Origin of the sequence: Vibrio anguillarum, assembly GCF_001989995.2 — a bacterium.
In the GTDB taxonomy this organism is placed as follows: domain Bacteria; phylum Pseudomonadota; class Gammaproteobacteria; order Enterobacterales; family Vibrionaceae; genus Vibrio; species Vibrio anguillarum.
In genome coordinates, this window is record NZ_JAHGUP010000002.1 from 1 (window position 1) to 19604 (window position 19604).

General features: G+C 46.9%; 14 protein-coding genes and 2 pseudogenes. 4 read left to right on the forward strand and 12 right to left on the reverse strand.

Annotated elements, in window-relative coordinates:
• Positions 1 to 76 precede the first annotated feature (76 nt).
• Complete coding sequence (locus PL85_RS00295) at positions 77 to 1660, forward strand: EAL domain-containing protein (RefSeq protein WP_013868399.1); 1584 nt, start codon at positions 77 to 79, stop codon at positions 1658 to 1660.
• A gap of 34 nt (positions 1661 to 1694) precedes the next feature.
• Here the strand turns inward: PL85_RS00295 and PL85_RS00300 are convergent, their stop codons facing one another.
• From PL85_RS00300 to PL85_RS00330, 7 genes and pseudogenes are all read right to left on the reverse strand, one after another.
• On the reverse strand, positions 1695 to 2483 hold the full coding sequence (locus PL85_RS00300; protein ID WP_017042183.1) for a LytR/AlgR family response regulator transcription factor: 789 nt from the start codon (positions 2481 to 2483) through the stop codon (positions 1695 to 1697).
• Positions 2480 to 3532 carry a sensor histidine kinase gene (locus PL85_RS00305; protein ID WP_094165641.1) on the reverse strand — a complete coding sequence of 351 codons (1053 nt, stop codon included), beginning with the start codon at positions 3530 to 3532 and terminating at the stop codon, positions 2480 to 2482. Before PL85_RS00305 ends, PL85_RS00300 begins: the two co-directional genes overlap by 4 nt.
• The gene (locus PL85_RS00310) at positions 3532 to 4833 is read right to left on the reverse strand and encodes a hypothetical protein (protein ID WP_088733146.1); all 1302 of its coding nucleotides are present in this window, start codon (positions 4831 to 4833) and stop codon (positions 3532 to 3534) included. The genes PL85_RS00305 and PL85_RS00310 overlap by 1 nt, the downstream gene beginning before the upstream one ends.
• Position 4834: 1 nt before the next feature.
• Positions 4835 to 5596 (reverse strand): outer membrane lipoprotein-sorting protein, encoded by a 762-nt coding sequence (locus PL85_RS00315; RefSeq protein ID WP_017042180.1) that lies wholly within the window; start codon positions 5594 to 5596, stop codon positions 4835 to 4837.
• Positions 5589 to 6848 (reverse strand): ABC transporter permease, encoded by a 1260-nt coding sequence (locus PL85_RS00320; RefSeq protein WP_115339921.1) that lies wholly within the window; start codon positions 6846 to 6848, stop codon positions 5589 to 5591. Before PL85_RS00320 ends, PL85_RS00315 begins: the two co-directional genes overlap by 8 nt.
• A pseudogene (locus PL85_RS00325) lies at positions 6836 to 7276 on the reverse strand (ABC transporter ATP-binding protein); the annotation flags it as partial. The gene PL85_RS00320 and the pseudogene PL85_RS00325, both read right to left, overlap by 13 nt.
• A pseudogene (locus PL85_RS00330) lies at positions 7224 to 7502 on the reverse strand (aldo/keto reductase); the annotation flags it as partial. The pseudogenes PL85_RS00325 and PL85_RS00330, both read right to left, overlap by 53 nt.
• A 321-nt stretch (positions 7503 to 7823) precedes the next feature.
• On the opposite strand from PL85_RS00330, the gene PL85_RS00335 reads away from it, so the two are divergent.
• On the forward strand, positions 7824 to 9872 hold the full coding sequence (locus tag PL85_RS00335) for an alpha-amylase (RefSeq protein ID WP_115339923.1): 2049 nt from the start codon (positions 7824 to 7826) through the stop codon (positions 9870 to 9872).
• On the opposite strand, the gene PL85_RS00340 is transcribed toward PL85_RS00335, so the two are convergent.
• Complete coding sequence (locus PL85_RS00340; RefSeq protein WP_017049245.1) at positions 9831 to 9992, reverse strand: hypothetical protein; 162 nt, start codon at positions 9990 to 9992, stop codon at positions 9831 to 9833. The genes PL85_RS00335 and PL85_RS00340 overlap by 42 nt on opposite strands.
• A 225-nt stretch (positions 9993 to 10217) precedes the next feature.
• On the opposite strand from PL85_RS00340, the gene PL85_RS00345 reads away from it, so the two are divergent.
• A complete protein-coding gene (locus PL85_RS00345) occupies positions 10218 to 11453 on the forward strand; it encodes an outer membrane protein transport protein (protein ID WP_013868388.1) in 1236 nt (411 codons plus the stop codon).
• A 15-nt stretch (positions 11454 to 11468) separates the two neighbouring features.
• Positions 11469 to 13805: a VolA/Pla-1 family phospholipase gene (locus tag PL85_RS00350; RefSeq protein ID WP_115339924.1), complete on the forward strand. Its 2337-nt coding sequence runs from the start codon at positions 11469 to 11471 to the stop codon at positions 13803 to 13805.
• 196 nt (positions 13806 to 14001) lie between these two features.
• On the opposite strand, the gene PL85_RS00355 is transcribed toward PL85_RS00350, so the two are convergent.
• The 4 genes from PL85_RS00355 to PL85_RS00370 all read right to left on the reverse strand — a co-directional run.
• Positions 14002 to 14559: an Lcl C-terminal domain-containing protein gene (locus PL85_RS00355; protein WP_017049248.1), complete on the reverse strand. Its 558-nt coding sequence runs from the start codon at positions 14557 to 14559 to the stop codon at positions 14002 to 14004.
• The gene (locus PL85_RS00360) at positions 14556 to 16016 is read right to left on the reverse strand and encodes an Lcl domain-containing protein (RefSeq protein ID WP_115339925.1); all 1461 of its coding nucleotides are present in this window, start codon (positions 16014 to 16016) and stop codon (positions 14556 to 14558) included. Before PL85_RS00360 ends, PL85_RS00355 begins: the two co-directional genes overlap by 4 nt.
• Before the next feature lie 2 nt (positions 16017 to 16018).
• Entirely contained in the window at positions 16019 to 18295 is a 2277-nt protein-coding gene (locus tag PL85_RS00365) for a proprotein convertase P-domain-containing protein (RefSeq protein WP_115339926.1), read from the reverse strand.
• 9 nt (positions 18296 to 18304) lie between these two features.
• Positions 18305 to 19604, reverse strand: a 1300-nt coding sequence (locus tag PL85_RS00370) for a TonB-dependent receptor domain-containing protein (RefSeq protein WP_194548454.1), incomplete at its 5' end; no start/stop codon positions are given.

Consider the following 19604-nt stretch of genomic DNA (forward strand, 5'->3'; position numbering starts at 1 on the left):
TAAGCGGAGAAGAGCCCTTATCAACATAAAAGCAATACTGATTTTTACTGGTAATAACCTATGAGCACTGTCTGTAATGCAAAACAATGACAGTTCACCGAGCAAATTTAGCGTTGCAAAAGAGATACTTTCGGCAAAGATAAACGCATTTATTCCTATTCTGGGTATTTTCTTATTTGTGTTTACTTTCGCGATAGTTAAAAACTTTTATGACACTAACCGGCAGGCAACCCGCTTCGGTGAACAAGCCATTACACAACTGGAACATCACATCAATCAAACGTCGGATGAACTGAACCAGTTAAGTAAAAACATTTCAAAGCACTGCCAAAGAGAAGACATCATTGCTCTGAGGAGCTATGTATTTCGCTCGAAAATGGTCAAAGAAGTGGGCATGTACAACGCTCACGGGACTATTTTTTGCACCAGCAATGAAGGCCATACCACCATTCATTTGTACAAACATATTCTTGACAGGCTTAAACAATCTCCAACGAATACGACCATTTCATTAACAAAATCTCGCAGTAAAGAGCAAACATTTTTTGTCTATGCTTCACAGCCAGATATGAGCGGCCTCAATGCACTGATGCCTCCAGAACAGTTTATGAACCTAGTCGCTCCTAAACTTGCCAAATGGCACTACGGCTATCAGGTCAACGTGTTAAGCCAAAGTATTCGCAGTGATCAGGAAGAGATCGATTCTGCTCATACTAGCTTTCTCTTTAAATCCGAGCATTACCCACTCTCAATTCAGATCTACTTAAATAACGGATCTTATGCTTACCATTTTCTCGATAACTTATGGCTTGTCTTGCTTACAGCAAGCATTATCTCTTTGATTTATCTTGCTTATCACAACTATTACCTCAGCCGAAACACCTTAGAAGTCTCTTTGAGAGAGGCAATATCAAACCATCAGTTGGAACTCTATTTACAACCGATCGTCGATATTACCGAAAATAGAATTGTTGGTAGCGAAGCGCTACTGCGCTGGAATGAACCCTCTCAAGGCTATATTTCACCCACCATTTTTATCCCGTTGTCAGAGCGTATTGGCGTGATTCACCAAATCACCTACCGTGTGTTGAAATTGGTGACAGAATGTGTGGAGCAGCACAAACATGCGTTGCACGATCAATACATCAGCATCAACATCAGCCGGTTATTGATCATTGATAATTACTTTATGGATTACATGAAACGCTACGCGACAAAACACCCAGCGATTGTTCCACGACTTCTGCTAGAGATCACCGAAGACAACCATTTCAACGTGGACGAGTTGAAGTTAGCCATGGAAAACTTACAACGACTGAAACAGCTAGGCTTTAAAATCGCCATTGACGATTTTGGCACTGGCTACTCGGGTTTAAATTTTATCCACCAACACGACTTCCACACTCTCAAAATTGATCAAGTGTTTATTAAAAGCTTGCATCAAAATTCAGCCATTACTTCGGTGTTAGTGTCGATGATTAAACTAGCAAAGCAATTGAACATGCGGCTGATTGCTGAGGGCGTTGAGAACCAAGATCAGGTGAGAGAATTAGAGCTGTTGGGTGTACGTTACATCCAAGGTTTTTATTATTCTGAACCTATGTCTGTGGATGCTTTCTTCCAATTTACCCTGTCCGCCAAGCAGATCGCACACCGCTAATCACGCGATCAATCGAACGACGGTTTAAATTAAGTTACGACTTAAATTGAGCTTGCAGCGCACGGCTGACGGGTAACTTATCAGGACCAATCAAGACGTACATTTTACCCGTGAACTCTTTTTTCACTTTATCTATCTTGGCAACATTCACTGCCGTTGAACGGTGGATTTGCCAAAACTGATTCGGGTCAAGCTGCTGCAGCAACTCTTTCAATGAACTGCGCAGTAAGAACTCCTGCACTCCAGAATCACTCTTTACGTATATGGATAAATATTTGTCTTCGGCTTTAGCGTACAACATATCCGCCACCGAAATCAGGTGAATATCTTCACCTTTTTGAACTTTTAACCAGCTTAAAAACGACGGCGATGCCTGTTGGCTTATATGCTGTATCTGCTGTAAAAGGGTTTGCAAATCAGGTAATTGTCGCTCAGAAGAATGCTCGGCTAATCTTAGCTGCAACTTAGTACAGCACTGCACTAAACGCGCTTCAGAAAGCGGTTTCAATAAATAATCCGCCGCATTGGCTTCAAAAGCTTGAATGGCATACTCATCATAGGCGGTGATAAATACAATCAGTGGTGGCTTTGCCAAACCAGCCAATTGCCTAGCGAGCGACATACCATCCATTTCTGGCATTCGAATATCAATAAAGGCCACCTCCGGCTGATGCTGCTCAATCATGGACAATGCCACGCGTCCATTTTCGGCTTGCGCGACAATATCGAGCTCTGGCCACACTTCTCCTAATGCACGGTTTAAATGATGCCGCAATAGCGGTTCATCATCAGCAATAATAGCGGTCGCAGAGACAGTACTCATGTGGCACTTCCTTGTAGTTGGTCCAATAGTAGCCGCTTTATTCTAATCGTTGCCGTCACGCCAGCATCATGATTTTGGGCGATAATGAGACACGCATCATCAGCGAATAGGCCGCTTAAGCGCTGGCGAATATTATCCAACGCAATACCATGCCCTGCTGAAAGAGCACTCGGCTGCAATCCAATGCCACTGTCACAGACACTGACTTCAAACCACTCGTCATAAATTTCACTTTTGATGGTCACTTTCCCCCCCGCGGCTTTAGGCTCAATACCATGGCTAACAGCATTCTCAACCAAAGGTTGTAACAGCATCGGCGGCAAAGGAATGTCATCCGCTGCGCCAGGCATTGCAATCTCATAATCCAGCCGATCACCTAAACGAATTTTTTGAATACCCAAATACGCATCGACTAAATGTAACTCTTCACGTAGCGTTGTGGTGCGATTGCGGTTACTACGCAGCGAACCACGCAATAGGTCGGTTAGCTTTTCGAGCATCATTTGCGCTTTATAAGGCTCAGAGCCAATCAACACGCTGATATTGGCAAGCGTATTAAATAAGAAATGGGGTTCAATTTGACTTTGTAGCTGCTGCAACTGGCTCAAAATCAAAGCTTTCTCTTGTTCAGATTGACGCCGTTTGGAGGCTTCCAGCGCTTTTTCAGCAATCAGCTTTTGTTCATGCGCGTAGAAGTAGAAAAAGCAAACGCCAGTAAAAACGAAACCGAGAAAAATCACCGGTTTCATTGCTGAAAAATGACTAAAGTGCGCGTATTTACTAAGCCATAAATAAGCGTGTAACGTACCGAAAATCATCGACCCCGTGAGCGAAAAAACGTTCACTAAGCGTGCGGACAACTGCGGTGCGAAGCGACTCAGTAAGTGAGCAATGGCCACTGCGCTGTAACCGTAGCCAAAGCTTATTGCTAAGTGCAACGTGATGTCACTGGGCCAAATGGCCTGAGTGGTAAAGGCGATCACCACACAAAACAGCGAAGTAAATAACAAGCTTTTGGCAAGATTTCGAATCTCAACTTTCTCGCACATTAGAATTTCCCTTTCATATTTAATAGAATCATATGCTTATCTGGTAAGTTTGCATATGTAGAGTCAGCAGGCCCAGTCATAAAACGTGCGGCCAGTTCGATTTCGATAGAGGCTGTACCCGAATCGTACACTGAGTAATTGAGCCATTGAGTAACGATCACGCCGCCATCTTGCGGTGCAATCAGCACATCAAGTGTCGGTACTAAGCCTTGCAACCATTCAATACTCTGGCTCCACGGCCAATGATGCCAAGCTTGGCTATCTAACGAAGCATGCAACATCACATTATGCTGCACGAGATTCACGTGGTTATAGCCTTGTGCGTAAGACCAACCTAACGCTTGATTATGCTGATAACGAACCGAATCCGCGTTGCTCTGCGCTTGTTGCCACTGCTCTTTTCCCCAACTGCGACTGTCGAACCAATATTCTGCAATGACGCTTTGCCCATCACTTCCCGACCAGTTGAACCCTACCAGTGCCTGATAGCCTTGAGTTCGTGATTCAAGAGCCATGCGCGATTCAATCTCTTGTTGTTGAGAGTAAACTGCTTGAGCCAACGCGCTGGGCTGTTGGTACGCCAAATAATGACGCTGATAGAGCGCTGACGCATGCACTTCCCATGCGTCAGTGAGCACAGTAACAAACGAGCTACCCAGCACGCCGCGTCGAACGTCATCATAGTAAGCAATCGCCTGCCATTCGGCATTGCCCATCAACTGATAACGCCTTACGCCCGCCCCTTGTTGTTCGGTCATTTGTTGTAACTCGCTGCCTTGCTGCTCTGTCCAAGAGGAATCTGTATAAAAAAGCGTCCATTCACCTTGCTGATCATAATAAGAAGCAGAGAGCGTTCCGGCCCCCTCTTCTACCTGAATACCGACCGGATTGCGGCGATAAGGCTGAAAGAGATCAAGCGGACGATAACCGTAGCCCACTCCCCAATCCAAGCGCATTTTTCCTAGTGTCAGCTCAAACGGCACATCAGCCAGCACTAGGCTGCCTTGCCAAAACAGTTCTTGTAGAATGAACTCGCTGTCGGCGTGCTGCTGTGCATCGCTACTCCACAAGGCGTTTTGTTTGATAGCCACTAGACCCAACCAGCCATGCCACCTCATTTCTACATCCAATAACGCCTCAATCTGCTGCGTATCGCGCGCTTGATTACTAGGAAAAAAAAGGCTGTCGCGATGCGCCATGGTGGATGCGCTCATTACCCAATCCCAATCAAAACTGGGGGCTTCTGCCCGCGCAGCTAAGCTCAATACACTGGTTAAAAAAGCGAACGCAACACGCTTCATCTCATAACTCCGATAGACTGTTACGAGTCAGATAGGCGGGGTTGTAATATTTTTCATCTAGCTCCATGGGCTCGATGTGTTGATACTCAACCACCGTTTTTTTGGTCGGTTGAATTTGATCAAGCAGCGTCATACTGGTTACGCGCATTCGTCCCTCTTTTTCACCAGCGCGAAACCAAGCCTGCTTGGCCAGTTTCCCAGAGCGTAAATACAAAGAAGCTTTGATTGGGAAATCGTTCTCTTTATCCAACCATAAGATAATTTGCTGGTAGTTCGCCCCTTCTGTGACAGCCAGTAATGACAACTTATGCGTCAGGTAAGGTTGACCATTGGGTGTTTCTATCTGCTCTTCACCCATCAATTGACTTTGGTAATCCTCGCTCCACGTCAGTGTTGAAATATCGCCCACCGAAGCCTCACCAAGCAGTTTTTGCATTGGCGTAATACGAATAGGGCGGCGGCTTTTTGGCATCAACAACCAGTAGTTTTCATCGAGCATCAGCATTTTTTGCCCCGCTTCAACGGAAGATTTGAACACCACTAACGAGTCGCGATTGGCTTTGGTATACACGTGATATTGACGCGTTTTATCGAGCTCACCACGTTCATAAAGCGACACCAAAGAGACGACTTTGGCCGCGCTGTAACCAAGGCGATATTGGTCGGCGTTTTTGGTCATTTGCCCAGCATCCAGCGCCGCCCAGCCAGCGGCCGAGTAGCCACCGCTAAGCGTGATCAGTAATAACATCATCCATTTATACATAAGCCAGTGCCTCCGTGATTGGCTTGTTGACTCCTTTGCGTGCCGACAACCAAGCCGCTGCAATACAAATGCTCAGTACGCCAAGCGCACTCAGCAGAACCAATTCCCATGAAAAATAAATATGTAAAGGATACCCTTCCGTGCGTCCTGGTGGTGGTGGCATTTGCACATCGACTACCATCAATAACACGCTTGCTAGGGCATTGAATGCCGCACCCACCAGCGTGCCTAAAATGGCTAGCAGTACGGCTTCGCGTATGAAGCTGGCGACGATTTCATTTGGGTAAGTGCCAAGCGCCGACAGCGTTCCGATTTCACGTGTTCTCTCCGTGACCGACATGGTTAAGGTGTTAAATAGCGCGACGAAGACCACCAACCCCATCACCAAGCCCATGATGCCGAAGATGCGATCGTAAAGATCTTTTACTTTTTGATAAAAAAACGCGCGCTGCTGCCAAGGCGTCACTTGAATCGCTTGGCGAAGGCTCATTAATGACAGTTTGTTTTCAACCCAATGCCGCATGCTTTCTGTCTGTTCGGTGCTAAACAAAAACAGCGATAAGGTGCTCACTTTATTCGAAGCTAACAGCTCAGAGGCCGATTGAATGTGCAGATACAATTGGCGTTTATCCAATTCAGGCACACCCGTGGAATAGATGCCGTGCACTTTGAAATCAACCGCGTTTAGCGCGCCATCAGCGGTACTGGTCAGTAAAGTAACCCAGTCGCCAATCGAAACATTTAAGTTTTTGGCGAGATCCACCGCCAGCATCACTTCCGGCTCACTCGCATCAAATCGAGGGGAGTCAATATTGGACAAGGTTTTGCCTTGGCGAACGTCCAAAAATGGCCCTTTCATATCAAACTCTTTATGGTTAACGCCGGAACCGACAAAAATGGTCGATTTGCTACCGTTAGAGACCAACCTGCTAAACTCAATGCGTGGCTGAATGCCTCGTATCCGCTTATCGTCGATTAATCGCTCAACAATCAACGCACTGTCGGCAATCCCATTAGCCAGTGGCGACTCTTCATCTTGCTCAAAAAAGCCCGGTTGGCTGAGCGTTAAATGCCCGGTGTCGCGCGCAGTGGATTCGCGCAGTGCTTGGTAAGTGTAAAGGCCAAATCCTCCGGCGCTAGTCAATGCGAAAACCGCAATGGCAATGATCAATACCGAAAGCAGGCTGCGGCGGCGATTGCGCAGTAAATTCAGCGCCGCCATACGCCATTCCATAGAAATCAGCTTGCCCATTTCATCGCCTCCTGAATCACTTTGCCATCCACAAGCTGCAAGGTTCGGTCGCAGCGGTTGGCCATGCGCGCGTCGTGCGTAGCCACAATAAAAGTGGTGCCCATTTCGTGTCCAAGGCTTTTCATGATGTCGATCACCACATTGGCGGTATGGCTGTCTAAACTGGCGGTCGGTTCGTCGGCAATCACCATTTCAGGGTTATGGATCAGCGCGCGCGCAATGGCTACGCGCTGTTGCTGGCCGCCTGAAAGATGATCCGGCCGGTGGTGAGCCAGCGTTTCTAACTCCACTTTGGCTAGCATAGTGCGCGTTAAAGTACGCTGATCGCGCAGGCTGTAGCCGTTTAGCATCAATGGGTAAGCAATATTTTCCGCCGCTGTCATCACCGGAACTAAGTTGAATTTTTGGAAAACGAAGCCTAATCTGCTCGCGCAGCGCGGGCTCCAGCGCTAAGGCTTCACCAAACAGTTTCTCGCACTGGTAGTTACCATAAATATCCGCATGGTCAACCGTGCTAATGCCCAATTCAATGTGCTGTTTTAAAAACGTTAAACGCTGTTGTGGCGTCATGCCCCAATCTGCCAAACGCCAGTAACCTTGTACTAGCTCTGAAAAATCTGGCCCTTGCGGCGCGATTGTTACTTTAGCAACCATTGGTTGTCTCCTTTGACTTAATTGCCGTCATCCTAAGCAGGTTTCGATGACGGCTCAATGAATCTACCGAATAAGTTAAGATTACGCGCCGAAGTTGTGAGATTCACTACACGTTGACAATTTATATCGCTGGAAAATTCATCGCTTCTACGCCCCCAAGCCATGCTTTGTGATCAACGCCAAATTCTTAAGGCTTAGGCACAAGAATGATGTCAACTTCTCTCTCTGCTTTTATTGTTAGCGATGAAGCACCTCGCCCTACAGCGACTGACGATAACGCAAAAACGAATCACCCTAACCCATGAAGGCCAAGGATAGAGCATGAAATTCTCCACGTTAACACTCGCACTTTGCGCTGCCGCGCCTGTTGTGTTTGCCGCGCCCAATCTGACCATTTCGACCACCACGACTAGCCGCGACTTTCCGCTGGATGCGAAAACGCCTTTAGTCATTCCCTTGACCAAAGAAAGCTACACAATAAAAGTGTCAGGGATTGAGGGCCAGTGCAGCGCGCCAGCTCAGCAGAGCATCAAATTCAACGCGCCCATCGCCCTCAATTGTGGACAAGAAACCGAACTGCCGCTGACGATACGTTTCACTGGCGATTACGCCTTCGCTTATGATGACGAGCAGCAGACCTTAACCTTTGTCCGCCAAGCCAACAAATCCACTACTAGCAAATTTAAACGGCCGATACCGAGTGTTTCGTGCGAGCAGTACCAAGGCGGTGAAGTGACCTTACAACTGGGCAATACGTTCCCCGATGGCACACGACTAAAAGAGACATTTACCGGCCAAATCCTCAGCGTGAAAAATAGCCAAGTCACCTTAATGCCGTCACCAACCAGTGGTGGATTGGTGCTGCTTGCCCCCGCAACGGATGCCGCCAGCGAGCCCTTTACCTACCGCAATGCCACGATTTACTTTGTGATGGTGGACAGATTCAACAATGGTGACCCAAGTAACGACAATAGCTATGGCCGTAAAAAAGATGGCAAAGAAGAAGTGGGTACTTTCCACGGTGGCGACCTAAAAGGTGTGATTGCCAAACTCGATTACATCAAAAGCTTAGGCACCGACGCGATTTGGCTTTCGCCGATTGTGGAGCAGGTGCACGGTTTTGTCGGCGGTGGTGACAGTGGCTCGTTCCCTTTTTATGCCTATCACGGTTACTGGACGCGTGATTTTACCAAGATCGATCAAAATTTTGGTGATGAGGATGATCTCAAAACGCTGGTCACTGAAGCGCATAAACGAGGCATAAAAATCTTGCTCGATGCGGTGCTCAACCATTCCGGCTACGCCACCTTGGCTGACCTGCAATTTGATCAGATTGAGGTGGTTAATCCCCAAAATTTACCGCAAAAATGGGTTGATTGGATGCCGAAAGCTGAAGAAAACTGGCACAGCTACAATCAATCCATTGATTATCAAAGCGCCAACTGGTCGCAGTGGTGGGGCAAGGATTGGGTTCGCGCTGGGTTGCCCGGCTACCAGAAACCCGGATCTAGCGATATCACGATGACGCTGGCCGGCTTACCGGATTTTCGCACTGAATCAACACAAGCGGTGACGCCGCCGCAGTGGCTACTTAATAACCCCGGCACTCGCGTGGTAGCGCGCGAACAGTATAGCGTTGCCGATTACTTAATTGAGTGGCAAACCGATTGGGTTAAACGCTTTGGTATTGATGGTTACCGCGTCGACACCGTAAAACATGTGGAAGGCGAGGTATGGCGACGCTTAAAAAGCGAGGCATCACGCAGTTTAGATGCTTGGCGTGAGCAAAACGGGCAGCAAGGGCAACCCTTTTGGATGATGGGCGAAGTATGGGGCCATTCAGCTTACCGCAGCCCCTATTTTGATGATGGCTTTGATGCACTGATCAACTTTGATATGCAAAAAAGAGTCGATAAAGGCGCAGCCTGCTTAAGCCAAATGGCGATGGTGTACCGCGACTACGCGCAAACGCTAGCGAAATACCCAGATTTTACCCCCGTGAGCTACCTCTCTTCTCACGATACCGAGCTGTTTTTTAGCCGTTTTAACTCCTTTGAAATGCAGCGTAATGCCGCCAATGCATTGCTTCTCGCACCGGGTGCGGTGCAAATTTACTACGGTGATGAAGTCGCACGTCAAGTTGGCCCTTACGCCGATGATTTTCACCAAGGCACACGCTCTGACATGGTGTGGTCACTGGATGAAGAGCGACAAGCGCTACTGAAGCATTGGCAAACGCTAGGCCAATTTCGTCAATCGCACCCTGCCATTGGCGCAGGTATTCATCATGAGATTGAACAGCAAAATGCCTATCTGTTCTCTAGAACGTTAAATAATGACCGTGTCGTTATTGCTTTTGTTGGCCGTTAACCCCACCACAGAGGTAGTTGCAAACACCATAGTGACTGCCTCTGTTTCTTCACCATTTTTTTGGTCAAATAATTTAAACTCACCCACCAAAACATCAATATTATGAACGTGTTGAAGCATAAAAATTAACTTTAGCACAAGCTAAACCAATTACCCTGCCAAATAAGCACAACTCTACTGGTCATACCAAAACTGTCAAATTTTCATTTGATTTACAAATACTTACACACTATCATTCGCCGCTAATTGAAATAAAGACATCATTTTCTTTGACATATCAACAACACAAAATTAACATCTCGCATTGCAATGCCATTACCATAACAAGGCCTTAGGAGGTCGAGAATGATCATCAAACCCCGCACGCTACTCGCGCTATCAATATTGACAGCGTTTAATGTTCACTCTGCAGGCTTCCAAGTGGCAGAGCATTCAGCCTCAGGGCTAGGACGTGCTTTCTCTGGTGAAGGAGCGGTGGCCGATAACGCGAGTGTGATTGCACACAACCCCGCAGCCATGACACGGTTTGATACGACGCAGTTTTCTGGTGCACTGTCCATCGTTGACCCAGAGGTTGATGTATATGATGTGAAAAACCAACAGAAAATGAACGATGTTGCGCCACTGCAAGTCGTTCCCGCGGCTTACTACGTCAGTCCAATCAATGAAAAATGGGCTTGGGGGATGGGAATATTCACTACTTACGGCGTAGCTACAGACTACCCTAATGATATTTATGCAGGTGATCTTGCAGGCGATACTTCTCTTCTTTCTGTCAATTTAAACCCGAATATTGCCTACCGTGTTAACGAACAGCTTAGTCTCGCTGCGGGTATTAACCTCGTCTATGCCGAAGCAAAACTGACACGACATAAAGGTGCTTTAGCCGTATTTACTGGCGGCTCTGCCTCTGACAACCTAGTCGGAATGACTGGCGAAACCGTGGCTTTGGGCTGGAACATAGGTAGCTTATATGAGTTCAACCAAAACCACCGTGTCGGTTTTGCTTACCGCTCTGCTGTTGATCTGGATTTTGATGATGGTGAGTTTTCAAGCTATAGCTCAGGTGTTGCAACAAACGCTGTTGTTGAAGGACGTTTAAAAATCACGCTACCTGCGATGTGGGAAGTTTCCGCATTTCACCAACTCACTGATAGCGTGGCGTTGCATTACGGGTACCAACGTACCGACTGGAGTTCATTCAAAGAGTTAAAAGCAACGTCATCACAATGTACCAACGGAGAGTGTTTTTATAAATCTGAAAAGTATGAAGACAGTGGCCGTTGGTCATTGGGTTCAACTTATCAATTAAACTCGACTTGGACACTACGCGCCGGTTTTGCTTTTGATGAACAAGCTGGCGAAGCCACATTGAGTATTCCAGATAGCGACCGTTATTGGTATTCAGCAGGCGTGAGCTACGTGATCAGCGACTCGCTATCCATTGATGCGGGTTTTGCACTGGTGAAAAGTAAAAGCGGCACGTTTACCGAAACCAACAAACTCAATGAAACATTGACGTTTGAATCGCAAGGGACTGCTTACCTTAGCGCTATTCAACTTAACTACACATTCAACTAAACTCAGGGATAAGTCATGCTTAAAACAACATTCAAAATATCGCTGCTCTGCTCTGCGTTATGGTTAGTCGGTTGTGGTGATGAAACGAGCAGTTCGGGAGCAAGCACAACACCCACTTACGAAGCCTACATTCAAGACGCGTTAAAACGCGACACCAGCATAAAATTCACGCTCAGCGGCGCAAACGCAAACGTACCACTGCCCTCTTTTGCACTCATGAATGCCAAAGACGGCACGTTAGAAATTCCAACCAAGGGTGATGACGCCTTAACCAATCCAGTCGCCGCTATGGGTACCATGGATGGTTGGTCAACATCAATGCCATTGTTTTTAGACTTTGAAGGCGTAGGATTGGCTGACGGTCTTATCTCTAACGGTATTTATTTAATTGAACTGACCGACAGTATGATTGGCAGCCCAACGGTTAAAAACGTGCTGACATTGAACACCGACTTTGCTGCCATCGCCAGTGCCAGCAGCGATAAAATTGCGATCGTGCCAAACAAAGCGCTCAACCCTGCCAGTGAATATATTTTAGCCGTGACAGATGAGATTACGGATGTAAATGGCAATATTGCAGGCACATCCAGCAGCTACGCCGCATTGAAGTCCAAAGTGAAAATCTATACCGATGATAAGCTAGGGGCACTACAAAAAGTGACCCAAGGCGTAGAAAGCATTTTCGCTTTGGCAGGGGTGGATCAAACCAAGATTATTTATTCAACGTGGTTTAGTACTCAATCTGTTGGTCAGACACTTTACAGTGTGAAAGGCGCTACCGCAGCAGGCCTTGCAACGACAGATATTGGTAATATTTGGAAGCAAGGTGCAAACCCAAATAACCTTAATTTGAGCGCCGCTTATACCATGAGTTTTGGTGCTACAACCGATTTTGTAACCGCACTTAATAACGATGCAAATTTTCAAACTTACATTGGCGCAGAAAAAACAACCGCTAAAGCGTTTATTGAAAATGAATACACAACCAGAGGTTATAACGTTAATGTCACGACAGGAACAGTTAAGCTCCCTTATTATTTAGAGAAAGGAAGCAACTGGAACTCACAGCCGTTTGAATCAGCAATGCCAAGTTTGGCCTTGATTAAAAATGCTTTGGCAGATGACAATGAAAAAGCCACCATCGCCAATCAGCTCATTGCTAACAATATCGACGTGACTCAACTAGCAACCAGCCCAAGTGAACAGCTTAAACTGGTGGGCTTGACCCTCACAAAGTCTGATGGCAGCCCACTCGATCCTCAGCGCATCATGACACGCTATAGCCCTGTACCTAAGGTGAAATCGTTAGAAGATGTTGATTTCTTACTGTTTACTCCTAACGCGGGAACAAACTGGCCGATCGTGATTTACCAACACGGTATAACTTCTGTTAAAGAAGATGCGTACTTCACAGCAGCACATTTAGCCAATGCTGGTATCGCCGTGATTGCCATTGATCAACCGCTGCATGGTGCTCGCAGTTTAGATGCACAGCGCTCAGCTAATGCCGATATTCTAGCGTACCTCAATTTGAACAACTTGGCCGTCGCTCGTGACAACACGCGTCAGAGTATCTTAGATATCATGGGGCTGCGTGCGGCCATTACTTACTCACAAAGTGCAGGGTTGTTTGTTGGTTCTCAATTAGCAACCGCAGCCAATACCGCGATGACACCACCAAAATTCCTAGGCCACTCATTGGGAGGAATCGTCGGCTTAAGCGCTGTTGCGAACGCGAACCGCACTATCGGTGATGCTAATGGTGATGCGCTGTATAAATTCTCTGGAATGGCCATTGCAAACTCAGGTGGTCAAATCGGTAACTTGTTAATGGGTTCAGCAAACTATGGCCCACTCATTAAACATAATCTCGCCTTAAGTGCGAGCCCCAAATACAAAGCATTCGCCGACCAATACTGTCCAGGGTTAACAGAGAAAGTTTGCTACACCACGTTTGAAAACACAGCCTCTGCCTCAGACAAAGCGGCACTGCAAAGTCAGTTGGATCAATTTACCTACGCGACTCAAACCTTGCTCGATACTATGGATCCATACACAAACGCAAGTTACCTAATCAGTGGTGGAACCACGACAATCCCTACTTATTTATTGCAAGTGGCGGGAGACGAGAGTGTGCCTAACAATGTCACAAATACACGTGCAGGCACCGAACCCCTAGCAACACTATTGGGATTAGCCAACGCAGCACCCTCTGATGTAATCACTAATACGTCTAAAGTCTTCGTAAAAATGGACAGTGGTACACACACAACCTTTCTCGCACCACAAGATACGGCCGATGGTGTGCTTCGCGCTGGAGCGCTATCACAACTGGCTATTTTCTTGAACTAACCGAGTAAACAGCCTGTTTACTTATTCAAACAGCTTCCTTATTTGGAAGCTGTTTGAATTCTCCATCTGCCCTATCTCAACAACTATGGATCAAATCTTAGGTGCTGCTGAAGTGAAACAAAACACCGATCATTCATGTCAACATGACATGAATGATCGTTTCCCTGACAGCGTAAGTGGCGTTATTTCATAACACTTATTCTTCAGCCACCAGCAAAACACCAAATTCAAAATTCGGTGCGTTGTGGTAAATTTCGCCATTGACGGAATCAAAATACCACACCTGACCACTCGCTAAATGGGGTGATTGGCTCCATAAATACGACAAGATATTGCCTGTCTCATACTTAAAGCCTTGGGCAAATGCTCTGCTATTCATCGCTGGGCCAAAACACGCCATTTCAGTCAATGACACTAACTCTTTAATATTCGGCAATCGCCATTCGGCTTGGCTGGCAAATTGGTGCAATGCATGTCGGCTTTGAGGATGGTTGATAGCCGCCACTTCTTGCAAAGCACTTTGCCAACGAAACCCGGTCGCTTCGCCATCACACTGCTCCGTAGCGGCGTTCCATGTTTTACCAACTTGGCAACGCATCCACGTTAAGCCAGTGAGCTTATCTTTGATCGTCCCCTGCTCGCTGTAGACATAGCGCGTGTTGGGTGCGCTTTTCGTCATATCAGGAGAACACTCTTGGGCGACGCCGACAGCAGAAAAGATCAAGCAAGAAGCCGCGATTAAATGAGATTTCATTGGTTGTTCTCCTTGGTTGCAACAACTCGAATCGGCGAGACATAAGACGGGTCATTGTCCGCCGCCGTACTGCTGGAGTAGAGTTCAATTGGGCTACGTTCCCCTTTGGTTGCACCAGACAGCGCCGTGTAAAGATATTGCATCGAACCATCGCTTTGAAATTGAGAGGTATTGAGATAAGCAATGCCAGAAGTCCACGTATGCCCATCAAAAAATTCGGTGTTCTGCGGCTGATGCGGGAAATAGTCCCGGTTGAAACCAACCGCATCGTCACCCAATTCGCCTAAATCGAGCATCATGTATTGCTCGCTGTTGGTCGGTAAACGCCACGTTTGTAACCCACACAATTTATCTTGATTGATACGATTGATGTAATCTTGCGTAGTGCAAATAGTATCACCTGCCACCTGACAGGAAGCAGCCGTCACATCTTTTGCAAAAGGGATAAACTTGTCGGCAATTTCTAATGCAAACAACCGTTCTTTATAGTTCAAAGACGCGGCATCTTCTGACTTCACTTCCCAAATAAGTCCACTGTAAACATCTTTAACGCATGACCAATCGCTCGCTTCTGCCTCAAGTTCATTGCCAGCCGCATCTAATTTGATGAACGCAAAGCTCTTACCCGTCACGCCATTTTTGGCGGTAATATCTAGGCCATATTCAGCATCTTGACCGGGATAATCAGCATCAGCCCGCGCTTGTGCACCTTGATCGGAATAGAACTGAATAATGCCCGTGTCTTGCAGAGGTCGCTCTTCCGATACTTGCGCCATCAATGTATTAGCATATTCGGTCATCTTTTCGCCAGAAACGATCTCAGAGACAATCAGTGGTGTATTTTTTGCCATGGTTTGCCCAAGCGTTGCCAGCAAATCAATTCGTTCACTTGCTTTCGCTTTTTGGAGCAACACGACAGCATTGGCATCCAATATTGCCAATGCTGTGTGGCTAAAGTTTTGTGAAATATCGCCATTCACTTCAACGCCTAATTGCAAAAGCTGCTCGGCCAGCAAGCGATTCGCTTCTTTCTCCGTATTTCCATCCAGCATAATGCCGGCAAAAATAGAACTCACACCGTTGAGGATGTTGCCACTGCTTTTGCCCAGCGCCGGCGCAATCAGGATCGATGATTGGCTGGTTTGGCGACTTCTCGTCATGACACTAATGCCAGTAGAAACGTCAGCCACAATAGGAAAACGGTAGATTTGAGTGCTGTCACTCGTGAGGGTGTAGCGCCCTTGGCTATCGGCTTGCGTGCTGATTTCGCCCACATCACAGGCAAAGTTTTGGTTAGAATCAATGCAGACAGTGGCATCAAGTGCGACGTTTTGCGCTTGAATTTGCCCGCTAATTTTATGGCTGGGTAAAGATGTATTGGCTACATCTCCACTTCCACCGCCACCACAACCAGCCAGTAAAAGTGCCAGCGAAAGTGTTGAAAGTCTTAAGTGCATAGTTATGTGTTCTTCAGTTTAAGTGAAAAAATAGCCAACAAATTACGTCGTCTTATGGCGAATGCCGCGAGAGGAAGTAATAAGAGCAGTGAAGTCGAACCGCCACCTGTTTCAGGTGAAAGTGCATTGGTCACAGGTTGAGGGCATTGATAGCCCGCTAGGCGGCCTACCCCCCATTCAATCAAGGTGCCGAAATTTCCCGGGTTGTAGTCAACCACTTCCAAACGCCAGTAGCCGCTTAGGGCTTCGCCTTGTAAAGAGCCCAATATGGCATCATGTGCCAGCACCCAATAGTCATCAAAACCATTGATGGCCGATGGTGCTTGGTTGAGTAATTCGACGCGTGTCCCTGCGGGTGAAATTAAGGTAACGCGCAGCTCTTGTAGCTCTGGGTGCGATAACTGCAGGCGAACCACAAAATCTTCATCAATCAATACGTTGCCAACATCGATCGTCAAGCCATAGCTCTTAAATCCGGACGTAACCGTGTCTGCACCGTCAATACTGGCGTCTTTCAATACTGAATTTATGGCCACTGGCGGCGTTGCAAGCTGTGGCTTACCCACGATAAACGATAAAGTTTGCTTGTCAGATTGCATCGCAAGGTACGGTTGATATTGATAACTCGATTCAAGTTGTAGAGTCTGTTTGACTCCGCAGGTGTAGGTGGTTGGCAGCGCGATGCTCCATTGCTGCTGCTGGAATTTTTCGCTAGCGAAAGTAACGGTTTCACCTTGCAAAGTGGCTACCGTTTGTAAACTTGCTTGGCGATCCGTGGCCTGAATGTGCACGTTCAGCGGATCCGTTGGCATCACAAATCGACGTTCCAACAGGAATTTGAAGGGTTCTTGGACTAAGTTATGTTGCTTAAATTGCTGTAATAGCATCGCATCATAAGCGCGATGCGGGTACAGCTGTTTGGCGGTATACAGCATGCTTTCACTCAAATCATGCATTTTTAGACCACGACCTAAGCCGTACATTGATTCAAGAACAATACGGTCAAATTCAGCAAACGCTTCTTGACCGTACTCATTCACGGCCTGTTTCAGCGCTTGAAATAAAGGGGTAGACCACAATTCGTCACCCAACTCACCTGCAACACTTTCATGCGCTCGATACTCTGCGGATGCAAAATATTTTGCCCGTTGATTCCACAAACTGCGTGTCGAAATACGAGTACCAAAATAGCCATCCCAATTAAACACGGTGTCAATTTCGAACGCTTTTCCTTGTGTATACTGGCGGTGAAAACTGTGCGAACCCGCCCAATAGTCACCAAAGCCTTCACCAATCGCGCCCGAATGTCCATAAGCCCAATCGGGAACGATTTGATAATGAATTCCATGCCCAAGCTCATGGGTAACCACGTCGGCATCTAATGCATCGGGCGAGCCCCCAACACCAAACAACACCGCTTTCGGGCCAACATAATAAGAAGAGTTGTTGCTAGATAAACCTCTCGCATCAAACCTCACGGGTTCACTAAACAGGGAAAAACCGAGCTGTTTGGTATAATCAATCGATTGATCAAGATGGTAAAAAGCCATCAGCTGTACAAAGCGATCATCAAGCATCTCCATGGAGAGAATTTCAGCATCTGAGTTCCATTGCGCCACGTCTTCAGCGCTAAGTAAGCCAACACCGCTATCAACCCACTGCTTGGCATCATCTTGTTGCTGTATGGCGGTGGCATCAACTTGTCGTACTCGTTCATTGGCTAAGTAATATTTACCTGCACTTTGCAACATCTCGACATTCGCACTTTGGTAGTGCGGCTGGTTTGGGTAATCAGCAAGGTCATTCCACGCAGAATCTGGCGCAGGCAGTTGATCCATGGTTCTTAAATCGGGATCAAAAAGTTGCACATTGATGCTCTGCACATCTCCCGATGAGAGCGCAGGCGGTTCATTCGCCACCAATTGGCGGGACGATTCGAGCTCTGCCGCGACCAATGCAACGCCATCTCGCTCGACCGTATTGTGCAAACTTTTGAACACACGCGTCACTACGCCGGACTGATCGGTCGAGAGCACTAACGCTTTTTGCGGTTGGTATTGGCCGTTCTGCCATACATCAAAGTTGTAATGATTTCCCAGTAAACTCTCGGTTTGATAACGAAACTTCAGTGCCCCAACATCAGGATAAAGTGAGCTCAAATACAGCTCAGCCGACTCTTTCGTTGCAATGGTCGTTTTTGCCAGTGGATAGTCCCACTCCCCCGCAAAGGCGGAATGGCTCAAGCATAGCAAGGTGCTCAGAACGATAATTTTTTTCATCTCTAGCTCCTAAAACACGTATTTAGCCGTAGCGGTAAAGTAACGCCCGGGTTCAGTGGAATAGAGAGTTTGACTTTGACTTACACCTGCGACGTCTTGGTAACGAACGTATTCACGGTCGAATAGGTTCATGATGTTGAGGCTCACATCAAGGTCACGCATCACTTGATAACTCACGCCAAGATCGACCGTAGACCATGCCGACGTTTGCGCGCATTGCGCTTTACGGCCGATATCATCAGAGCATGCTGGTGCTCGGTCCATCGAGCTCGCCCAGTTCCAACGTGCGTAGGCATCCCAATCTTGCTGCTGGTAATTTAGTTGTCCATTTCCTTCCCACGGCGTGATGGTACGAACGTATTCATCTTGATCATCTTTGCCATCCACATAACCCGCTTTGAACGTGGTTGACCAATGTTGATTCAGTTGATGGGCGAAGGTGAACTCCACGCCATACGTTTCGACGCCATTAATATTTTGGTACTGCTTGATCCAAGCGCCTCTATCGCTATCAAATCCCACGTCTTTAGTGTCCATGAAATTGTCAAAGAGAGAGTAAAAAACCGCGACATAAGCTTGAGATTGGCCATTATCGTATTTTGAACCCAACTCAAAACTATCACTGGTTTCAGCCTGTAAATTCATGTTCGGCGCGATAAAAAACGGCGTCAGTGGAACAAAGCTGTGGTCTGCCGCACCGTAGGCTTTGTCATAGGTCGGAGCGCGGTAGCCGTGGTTGTAACTGAGGTAACTGTTGAATGATGGCGTCCACTGGTAAGCTACGGATGCGCTCGGTGACCATTCACTGGTTTGAATTTCACTAACAGCAAAACCAGCAATAGGTTGCTCTGACTGAGGAGTAAGGTTATTCAAATCAAAACGTAAACCAGCGCTAAATGTCCACTGGTTAAGGCTGAATCTATCTTGCAAATAGACGCCCAAACCATAGGCCTTCGCCGGTGCAAACGGAATAATATTTTCGTAGGTTTCCCCATTGGAATCCTTGGTATCCACGTGACGAGGGCGTTCATAACGATTGGTATTAAGCACTGCACCGTAAATAAATTGGTGTTCGATGTTGTGGACTCGTGCTGCTTTTTCTAAATCAACCGATAGCCCTATCAACTGATCAGAAAAACTTTCATCGCGTCTCTCACGACGAAATTCAAGGGTGTCGAAAAAGGCATGTTCTTTGGTCAATAAGCGATTGGTTTGAGTATCACTTTGACTATCACGCCAGTAAAGCTTGGCGTCCACATGGTCTGCCCAGAAAGAAAGGGTATCTAATTGCCTGTCTCTTATACACAAA

What these genes read in the sequence shown, in the direction of transcription:
- PL85_RS00295 (WP_013868399.1), top strand. Translation starts at nt 77, where the DNA reads ATGCAAAACAATGACAGTTCACCGAGCAAATTTAGCGTTGCAAAAGAG.
- PL85_RS00300 (WP_017042183.1), bottom strand. Translation starts at nt 2,483, where the DNA reads ATGAGTACTGTCTCTGCGACCGCTATTATTGCTGATGATGAACCGCTA.
- PL85_RS00305 (WP_094165641.1), bottom strand. Translation starts at nt 3,532, where the DNA reads ATGTGCGAGAAAGTTGAGATTCGAAATCTTGCCAAAAGCTTGTTATTT.
- PL85_RS00310 (WP_088733146.1), bottom strand. Translation starts at nt 4,833, where the DNA reads ATGAAGCGTGTTGCGTTCGCTTTTTTAACCAGTGTATTGAGCTTAGCT.
- PL85_RS00315 (WP_017042180.1), bottom strand. Translation starts at nt 5,596, where the DNA reads ATGTATAAATGGATGATGTTATTACTGATCACGCTTAGCGGTGGCTAC.
- PL85_RS00320 (WP_115339921.1), bottom strand. Translation starts at nt 6,848, where the DNA reads ATGGGCAAGCTGATTTCTATGGAATGGCGTATGGCGGCGCTGAATTTA.
- PL85_RS00335 (WP_115339923.1), top strand. Translation starts at nt 7,824, where the DNA reads ATGAAATTCTCCACGTTAACACTCGCACTTTGCGCTGCCGCGCCTGTT.
- PL85_RS00340 (WP_017049245.1), bottom strand. Translation starts at nt 9,992, where the DNA reads ATGCTTCAACACGTTCATAATATTGATGTTTTGGTGGGTGAGTTTAAA.
- PL85_RS00345 (WP_013868388.1), top strand. Translation starts at nt 10,218, where the DNA reads ATGATCATCAAACCCCGCACGCTACTCGCGCTATCAATATTGACAGCG.
- PL85_RS00350 (WP_115339924.1), top strand. Translation starts at nt 11,469, where the DNA reads ATGCTTAAAACAACATTCAAAATATCGCTGCTCTGCTCTGCGTTATGG.
- PL85_RS00355 (WP_017049248.1), bottom strand. Translation starts at nt 14,559, where the DNA reads ATGAAATCTCATTTAATCGCGGCTTCTTGCTTGATCTTTTCTGCTGTC.
- PL85_RS00360 (WP_115339925.1), bottom strand. Translation starts at nt 16,016, where the DNA reads ATGCACTTAAGACTTTCAACACTTTCGCTGGCACTTTTACTGGCTGGT.
- PL85_RS00365 (WP_115339926.1), bottom strand. Translation starts at nt 18,295, where the DNA reads ATGAAAAAAATTATCGTTCTGAGCACCTTGCTATGCTTGAGCCATTCC.